Here is a 7,709-nt window from a genome sequence, read left to right on the forward strand (position 1 = left end):
TCAGCGCGCGTCGCGGTCGCGGTCGCGTTCGGCCTGCGCCTCACGCGTCTGCTCGGCAGTGCGGGAGTCGTCGCCGAGCTTGCCGGCCGGCTTGTCGTCGTCGTGCATGCCTTTCTTGAATTCCTTGACCGCGCTGCCGAGATCCTTGGCACCGCTGGTGAGCCGCTTGGTACCGAACACCAGCAACACGATCACCAGCACGATCAGCCAGTGCCAAATGCTGAAACCGCCCATGATCTGCTCGCTTGCTGAGAAAGAAGGAAGACGCAGGATACCCCAGCGCACCGCGCAGGGGGATGACAGTCGGTCAGCGCGTTCCGTCCAGGGACTCGGTGCGGATCTCGCCCTCGGATACCGGCTGGAAGCCTTGCTGGGCCGGCGGCGTGGCGGCGGGCTGCATCGGCACCGTGCTGGCGGCGTTGGCCGGCGGCGGTGGTGCGGGCTGCGCCGGGGCCTGCGTGGTGGTCGCTGCGCGCGGCGGAGGCGGCACACTGTCGCTGTCGTCGCCATCGCTGTTGCGATTGGCACGTGCGGTGTAGGTGACCTCTTCCAGACGGTCGCGGAAGGCCACCACGTCGGTGGAGGGGCGCTCGTTGGTGCGGCCCTCGAAGATCATGCGCGGGGTGGCGCCGCCGCCGTAGGCGTTGAGGTCGGCGGCATCGTCGATCTGCAGCACCGCGCCATCCAGCGCCACACCGGCAAACAGCCCGCGGGCGCGCGACCACGACCAGATCTCGGCCTTGAGCTGGCCGTCGGTGGCGGCGGCGGCATTGCGGCCCACCGGGCCTGCGGCCACGCCGGCATCGGCGCCCAGGGTGAACTTGCCGTTGACGATGTTGTCCAGGCTGCGGTCGTTGCGGAACACCAGCACCACGTCGGAGGACTGCACACCGGCCTGGAAGCCGATGCTGCCGCCGGTGAGCTTGACGAACACCGGCTGCGACCAGCTGCCGTCGGCATTCTTCATCGACATCAGGCCATGACCGCGGCGACCACCGATCACCAGGCCGGCCTTGAGCGTGTCGGGGATGACCACGATGGCGCGTGCCTCGTCGAGCAGCTTGTCCGGGATGGACTGCTCGGGAATCTTCATGATCTCGTTGAGCACCCGCACCGCGTTACGCGCACGCTGGTCCTCTTCCGGGCCGGCAACGGCATGGCCGGCGGCAAGGGTCAGCGACAACAACAGGGCCAGGCGCGACAAACGAGGCATGACAAGCTCCAAGGGGCGATCCGTCAAAGATAGCAATGGCGCGACGGTAGTGGTGGCGCAATGAATCGGTGGTGAGCGCAATCGGCGCCCAAGATGGCGCCGATTGCACCGATCGGCGCGCTTTTGTCGGCAGGGTTGCCCGGCTCTGCCAGAATGGTGCGCATGAACACGACACCCGATTCCGCCCTGCTGGTCGTCAACCTTGGTACGCCCGAAGCGCCCACCGCGCCGGCCGTGCGCCGCTACCTGGCCGAGTTCCTCAGCGACCGCCGCGTGGTCGCGATTCCGCCGCTGTTCTGGAAACCGCTGCTGTACGGGGTGATCCTGCCGATCCGCGGGCCCAAGTCCGCCGAGAAATACGCCAAGGTCTGGCTGCCGGACGGCTCGCCGCTGGCGGTGTATACCCGGCGCCTGGCCGAGGGACTGAAGGACGTCATGCCCGACTGGCAGGTGGAATGGGCGATGCGCTACGGCGAGCCGGCGCTGCGCAACACGCTTGATGGCCTGCGCGCACGCGGTATCAAACGCATCGTGGTGCTGCCGCTGTATCCGCAGTATTCGACCACCACCACCGCCTCGATCCAGGACGTGGTGGATGCATGGCGGCCCAGCGCACCGGAGGTCGAGGTCAGCGTGATCCAGGACTATTGCGAGGACGCCGGCTGGGTGGCGGCGATTGCCGATTCCATCCGCGCGCACTGGCAGGTACACGGGCGCAGCGAGAAGCTGATGTTCTCCTTCCACGGCCTGCCGCAACGCGTGGCCAATGCGGGCGACCCGTACCCGCAGCAGTGCGAGCGCAGCGCGCAGGCGATCGTGTCCGCGCTGGGCCTGGGCGCGGACGAGTGGCAGATGGGCTACCAGTCGCGCTTCGGCTCCGAGCGCTGGCTGCAGCCATATGCAGAGCCCACGCTCTGGAAACTGGCCGAAGGCGGTGTGCGCAGCTTCGACCTGGTGTGCCCGGGCTTTGCCACCGATTGCCTGGAAACCCTGGAAGAAGTGGCGCTGGGCTTTGCCGAAACCCTGGCCGAACGCGGTGCCACGCTCAGCTACATCCCCTGCCTCAACGCCACCCCGGCACATGCGCAGGCATTGGCCGCACTGGTGCGTCGCGCGTGAGGCTGGAGCCGTTTGCGTGCGAACTGGCCATCGGCCAGGTGACCGGGTTGCGCAACACCGAGCGGGGACAGCGCCGGGTACTGGCATTGCATGGCTGGCTCGACAATGCGGCCAGCTTCGTGCCGTTGAGTGCGCACCTGCAGGCGCCGGACCTGGATCTGGTGCTGCTGGACCTGCCCGGCCACGGCCATAGCGCGTGGCTGCCGGTGGGCGCCGAATACACGCTCAGCAGCGCCATTCACAATCTGCTGCAGGTGGCCGATGCGCTGGGCTGGGAGCGGTTTACCCTGCTCGGCCATTCGCTGGGCGGCGGGGTGGCCAGCCTGATGGCCGCCGCTGCGCCGGAACGCATCGAGGCGCTGGTGGTCATCGAGGCCCTGGGCGCCCTGGCCGAGCCGGTGGAAAGCACTGCCGAACGGCTGCGCGATTCGGTGCGCTCAACCCGTAGCCTGTCGCAGCGGCCGTTGCGGGTGTTTGGTTCGATGGAAGCGCCAATCCGTGCTCGCATGATGGCCAATCAGCTCACCGAGCCGGCGGCACGGCTGTTGGTGGAGCGCGGCCTGCGCGTGGTCGAAGGCGGCTACAGCTGGTGCACCGATCCACGCCTGACCCTGCCCACTGCCATCCGCATGACCGAAGCGCAGATCGACGCAGTGCTGTCGTCCATCGGGTGCCCGACGCAGGCGATTTTCGCCACGCCGGCACAGCCGTATTTTTCCGATGCGCTGCGCGATCACCGGGTGGCGATGGTGCCGGACGCGCGCCTGGAACTGTTGCCGGGCACGCACCATGTGCATATGGAAACACCGCAGCCGGTGGCGGCGGTGATCAATGCGTTTCTGGCGTCATTGCCATTGCCATCGCCACGCACATGCAGCGAGAGATGACGTGTACGGGCACTGGTGCCTGTGATGCTGCCATTGGCTGACCCGGCAGCTGCACCATCCCTCGGCGCGCCCGATGGCTGCAGGTGCGCGCCGGGTGGCGACAGGACGCCTGCATGGCAGCACGCCGGCAGGGAAATCGCGTGACGCGTCAGCCCGTGCAGTTGCTCGTGGCGATCGAGGGCTTCGACCTGTGGAGTTCACCCTGGACCTTCCTCGACACGGTGCGTGCGGCACCACCCCTGGATGCGGACGATCGCCGGTTGCTGGACGCACTCTGGGCGGTGGCCTGCCATGCCGAGCATTGGACGACGACGTGCACGCTCCAGACGGGCACTGCAGCTGCCGAGACGGCGCTGGCCCAGCGCTACGCCTGGCTGTCGCCGCTGGCCTGCAGGCAGCTTGCCAGGGCGGCATCCTACCAATGGCGCTAACGCGTGGCGGACGCAGTGCGACGGCACTCTAGCCGTGCAATGCGACGCCCTTGTGCCGGGGCGAGGACGCGTCCGGCCTTGTGCAAACCTGACGCACTCGGCATTGCGCACTGGCTGAATTGCGCCTTGCGGAGCACACCGATCGGCTAGGTCGGTTGCAGCAACCGCCGCAGCTGCGCCTTGAGCTGGCGGCCCTGGTCGTGGAAATAGCTGCGCTCGTCGCGCCAGGCGGGAAAACGCCGCTCCACTTCGGCCCAGAACGCCGGCGAGTGGTTGGCCTGCAGCAGATGGCAGAGCTCATGCACCAGCACGTATTCGAATGCCGAGGAGCGGCCGAGCACCAACGCCAGATCCAGCGCCATCGAACCGTCCGGTGCCAGCGAGCCCCACTGCGAAGACATCACCTTCAGCCGCAGGCGCGCCGGTGGGCGCGGCAGCCCGGGCAGATAGGTGGGCAGCCAGCGGCCGACGTCGGCGCGCGCCTGCGCTTCGTAGAATTCCTTCAGCGTGCGGCGCAGGCCGGCTTCGCCCAGCCGTGCCGGCACATGGAAGTGCGCGCCGTCGTCATCGAGTTCGATGCGCGCGTAGCGCCCTTCGTGCCAGGACAACGGCAGCAGCGCGCCACGCAAGGGCAGCAGCCCGGGCACGCCACGTTGCAGCGCCGGAAATGCATCGACCTGCTGGTAACGCGACAGCTGGGTGCCCAGCCAATCCAGATGCGCGTGCACGAAGCGCTCGCCGGCCACCAGGCTCGCACGCAGCGGCAGGGTGAGCCGTGCGCCGCGCTCGTCCACGCTGAGCTTGATCCGCCGCGCACGTGGGTCGCGCACGCGCAACACGTCGATCTCGCTGCCGTCCAGCTGCACACGCAAGCAATCGCGTTCGATGACGTGCGGGGTGGGCGCGATCAGGCGGCGGACGGGCTTGAACATGCGCACAGGATAGCGCCGCGATGTGTCAGGTGGTGAGACAGGGCGATCGATTCATTCGATGCTGGCGCGACTTGGAGCGGCTAACGCAGCGACGTTGCCCATAACGAGGTTGGCGCGACCGACTCCGCTCCCGTCCGTACGCGACCACTTTAGGAGCCGTGTCCTTGCAGATTGCGGCATCCCTGGCGGCATGGATGCCGCCAGGGGGCCTGCAGGGATGGATTCACGCGTGTCCCGGAACTGGCGAAGGCAGTGCGCTTTCGCCTCGTCCAACGCCCTGACGTGAAACCCCGGAGCGCGCCTCAACGACGCTACGGCTCCAGGCCGGGTTACTCGGCCTTGCTCAGCTTCAACGCGGTTTCCAGCAGCAGGAACAGCCGGCGGATTTCGGCGCTCATCAGCGCAAAGCGTGCGTCGAGTTCGGCGCGCGCGCCGTCGTCCTCGCTGTGTTCGAGCTGGTCCAGCGCGCCGTCGAGGAACTTGAGCTTGCGGATCACCAGGTCGTCGCCGAGCACGAACGACAGGTTGTCGTCCATCACCAGGGCCAGCTTGGTGACCTGCTTGCCGGCTTCCAGGTGCTTGTCGATCTCGTCGCCGCGCAGCTCCTGATGCTGGCACTTGACCACCGCGCCGCCTTCGATCGGGTCCTTCATCTCGCATTCTTCGCCCAGGCTCAGGCCCTCGGGCAGGGGCTCGCCGGCGATCCAGCCGGTGAGGATGGCGCGCGGGGCGACTTCGGCATTGAGCGGCAGCGCCGGGAAGCTGCCGAGCGCGCCGCGGATCTCGCTCATCACGTTCTCGCCGCTCTTGCGGCTGGAGGTGTTGACCGCGATATAGCCATGCTGCAGGTCCAGGATGGCGTCGGTGCGCGAGCTCTTGACGAAGGCGCGCGGCAGCAATTCATGGATCAGGTCGTCCTTCAAACGCTTGCGCGCCTTGCCGCCGGGGCGGCGGCCTTCCTTTTCCTCGATCTCGGCGACCTTGCGCTCGAGCAAATCGTTGACTACCGCACCGGGCAGGATCTTGTCCTCGCCACCGACGGTGAGCCACAGGAAGTCTTCCAGTCGGTGCGAGAGCACTTCCTGCTCGTCGCGGCCGAAGGGCGAAATGAAGCCGCGCGAGCTCATTTCCAGCGGGCCGACCGGCTTGAGCTGCACTTGCGGCAGCAGCGTTTCGATCTGGGTGAAATCCAGCGTGGTGGGAAAGCGGAACAGGGTGAGATTGCGAAAGAACATGCGTAAGACCGAAGAAGAGAAACGTGGAGGTGGAAGACCGATGGCGACCGGGCGGGCGCGTCAGTCGCTATCGTCTGTGGTGTCGCCGGCGGCGTGCCAGGCGGTGGACGCATGCGCGACCGTGGCTGCGTCTGGCGCGAGGCCCAGGCGCATGAAATCGAACAGCGTGCGGTCGGCCAGCTGCTCGGGGCGCACGTCGCCGAGCGCGCGCGCAATCTGCTCGACCCGGCCGGGCTGCTCGTGGTCCCACTGCTGCAACATGCGGCCGACCTGCTGGCGCTGCAGGTTCTCCTGGCTGCCGCACAGGTTGCACGGGATGATCGGAAATCGCCGCAGCTGTGCGTAGGCGGCGATATCGGCTTCGCGCACATAGGCCAGCGGGCGGATCACCACATGCGCACCGTCGTCGCTGCGCAGCTTGGGCGCCATCGCGGCCAGGCGCGCGTGGTGAAACAGGTTCATGAAGAAGGTGGCGACGATGTCGTCGCGGTGGTGGCCGAGCGCGATCTTGGTCACCCCATGCGCTTGCGCATAGGCATACAGCGCACCACGCCGCAGCCGCGAGCACAGCGAACAGAGGGTCTTGCCGGCCGGGATCACCCGGCTGACCACCGAATAGGTGTCCTGCTCGACGATGTCGAACGGCACGCCCAGTTCGCGCAGGTAGGCCGGCAGCACATGGGCCGGGAAGTCCGGCTGCTTCTGGTCCAGGTTCACCGCCACCAATGTGAACGGCACCGGCGCCTTGCGCTGCAGGTGCAGCAGCATGTCCAGCAAGGTGTAGCTGTCCTTGCCACCGGACAGGCACACCATCACCTTGTCGCCGGCCTCGATCATGCCGAAGTCGGCGATCGCCTGGCCCACCTGGCGCTGCAGCCGTTTGCCCAGGCGCAGCTGATCACGCTGCAACCGCTGGCGCGGGTCGCGCGGCGCGGGGTCGGCCAGGGGTTGCGGCAGCGGCAGGACAGCGGTCATGAGCCGCCCATTGTAGCGGCCGGGGGGATTGGGATTGGGATTGGGATTGGGATTGGGATTGGGATTGGGATTGGGATTGGGATTGGGTCGTGAGGCCAGAGGTGGCTGCCCCCATCCGCCCTTCGGGCACCTTCCCCCGTGAACGGGGGAAGGACGCAAGCCCTCGTCGACGGAGAGCGCCTCCCCCAACTCTTTCCCGGCAGTTTTCTCTCCTGGCGACTCCCTGTCTTGATGGTCCCTTCTCCTGCTGCTCCCTTCTCCTGATGCTCCCTTCTCCTGCTGCTCCCTTCTCTTGATGCTCCCTTCTCTTGATGCTCCCCTCTCTTGATGCTCCCCTCTCTTGATGCTCCCCTCTCTTGATGCTCCCCTCTCTTGATGCTCCCCTCTCTTGATGCTCCCCTCTCTTGATGCTCCCCTCTCCCGCATGCGGGAGAGGGTGCCCGAAGGGCGGGTGAGGGCAGCACGCCAACGCACATCAACGGTATCCCCACATCCGACAGCCATGGACCAGCTCGCATCTCGCAGCGCAGCAAGCCTTTCGGCGGCGGGCTGGGTAAAGTCCGCAGGACCGTTTCAGCTGGGATCGGCATGACACCTTCGGCTTCGCTGTATGGCGCGGCTTTTTTCAGTCGGCTTTTTGGTAGCGCTAACATTTTGGGCATTGTGTAGCAGTACCCACATGCACAGCTGCGCTGCAGCGACGCGGCGCGACTGGTCGTTGCGCGTTCCGGCGTCGCAGTGTGCCTATGCCATCCCTCTCCCCCATGACATCCCCCTTTTTGCAGGAGCCCACCCCATGAGCAACACCGTTTACATCGGCGCGAAGGAATATTTCCCCGGCATCGGCAAGATCGGCTTCGAAGGCCGCGACTCCGACAACCCGCTCGCGTTCAAGGTCTACGACGCCAACAAAAAAA

The 7,709-nt window shown here is 66.8% G+C and carries 8 protein-coding genes; 3 read left to right on the forward strand and 5 right to left on the reverse strand.

Annotation, left to right across the window (positions count from 1 at the left end; genetic code table 11):
- Both tatA and A7D17_RS15820 read right to left on the reverse strand, forming a co-directional pair.
- A complete protein-coding gene (gene tatA, locus A7D17_RS15815; protein WP_064509966.1) occupies positions 1-234 on the reverse strand; it encodes a Sec-independent protein translocase subunit TatA in 234 nt (77 codons plus the stop codon).
- Positions 235-307: 73 nt separating this feature from the next.
- Entirely contained in the window at positions 308-1,213 is a 906-nt protein-coding gene (locus A7D17_RS15820; RefSeq protein WP_064509967.1) for a lipid-binding SYLF domain-containing protein, read from the reverse strand.
- A gap of 153 nt (positions 1,214-1,366) precedes the next feature.
- On the opposite strand from A7D17_RS15820, the gene hemH reads away from it, so the two are divergent.
- The 3 genes from hemH (at position 1,367) to A7D17_RS15835 (ending at position 3,650) form a co-directional block, all read left to right on the forward strand.
- Entirely contained in the window at positions 1,367-2,332 is a 966-nt protein-coding gene (hemH, locus tag A7D17_RS15825) for a ferrochelatase (protein WP_064509968.1), read from the forward strand.
- A 2-nt stretch (positions 2,333-2,334) separates the two neighbouring features.
- Complete coding sequence (locus tag A7D17_RS15830; RefSeq protein WP_064509974.1) at positions 2,335-3,219, forward strand: alpha/beta fold hydrolase; 885 nt, start codon at positions 2,335-2,337, stop codon at positions 3,217-3,219.
- Between the two features lie 113 nt (positions 3,220-3,332).
- Positions 3,333-3,650 (forward strand): hypothetical protein, encoded by a 318-nt coding sequence (locus A7D17_RS15835; RefSeq protein WP_064509969.1) that lies wholly within the window; start codon positions 3,333-3,335, stop codon positions 3,648-3,650.
- 146 nt (positions 3,651-3,796) lie between these two features.
- Here A7D17_RS15835 and A7D17_RS15840 read toward each other — a convergent pair whose 3' ends face one another.
- The 3 genes from A7D17_RS15840 to ttcA all read right to left on the reverse strand — a co-directional run bounded on the left by A7D17_RS15840 (position 3,797) and on the right by ttcA (position 6,792).
- On the reverse strand, positions 3,797-4,582 hold the full coding sequence (locus tag A7D17_RS15840) for a YgjP family zinc-dependent metalloprotease (RefSeq protein ID WP_064509970.1): 786 nt from the start codon (positions 4,580-4,582) through the stop codon (positions 3,797-3,799).
- Positions 4,583-4,911: 329 nt separating this feature from the next.
- Positions 4,912-5,817 carry a recombination-associated protein RdgC gene (locus tag A7D17_RS15845; RefSeq protein WP_029218276.1) on the reverse strand — a complete coding sequence of 302 codons (906 nt, stop codon included), beginning with the start codon at positions 5,815-5,817 and terminating at the stop codon, positions 4,912-4,914.
- Positions 5,818-5,877: 60 nt separating this feature from the next.
- Positions 5,878-6,792 carry a tRNA 2-thiocytidine(32) synthetase TtcA gene (ttcA, locus tag A7D17_RS15850; protein ID WP_064509971.1) on the reverse strand — a complete coding sequence of 305 codons (915 nt, stop codon included), beginning with the start codon at positions 6,790-6,792 and terminating at the stop codon, positions 5,878-5,880.
- Positions 6,793-7,709 lie beyond the last annotated feature (917 nt).

The sequence above is a fragment of the Xanthomonas floridensis genome, assembly GCF_001642575.1.
Taxonomy (GTDB): Bacteria; Pseudomonadota; Gammaproteobacteria; order Xanthomonadales; family Xanthomonadaceae; genus Xanthomonas; species Xanthomonas floridensis.

Coding starts and splice junctions, on each gene's coding strand:
- tatA (WP_064509966.1), bottom strand. CDS start 234: ATGGGCGGTTTCAGCATTTGGCACTGGCTGATCGTGCTGGTGATCGTG.
- A7D17_RS15820 (WP_064509967.1), bottom strand. CDS start 1,213: ATGCCTCGTTTGTCGCGCCTGGCCCTGTTGTTGTCGCTGACCCTTGCC.
- hemH (WP_064509968.1), top strand. CDS start 1,367: ATGGTGCGCATGAACACGACACCCGATTCCGCCCTGCTGGTCGTCAAC.
- A7D17_RS15835 (WP_064509969.1), top strand. CDS start 3,333: ATGGCAGCACGCCGGCAGGGAAATCGCGTGACGCGTCAGCCCGTGCAG.
- A7D17_RS15840 (WP_064509970.1), bottom strand. CDS start 4,582: ATGTTCAAGCCCGTCCGCCGCCTGATCGCGCCCACCCCGCACGTCATC.
- A7D17_RS15845 (WP_029218276.1), bottom strand. CDS start 5,817: ATGTTCTTTCGCAATCTCACCCTGTTCCGCTTTCCCACCACGCTGGAT.
- ttcA (WP_064509971.1), bottom strand. CDS start 6,792: ATGACCGCTGTCCTGCCGCTGCCGCAACCCCTGGCCGACCCCGCGCCG.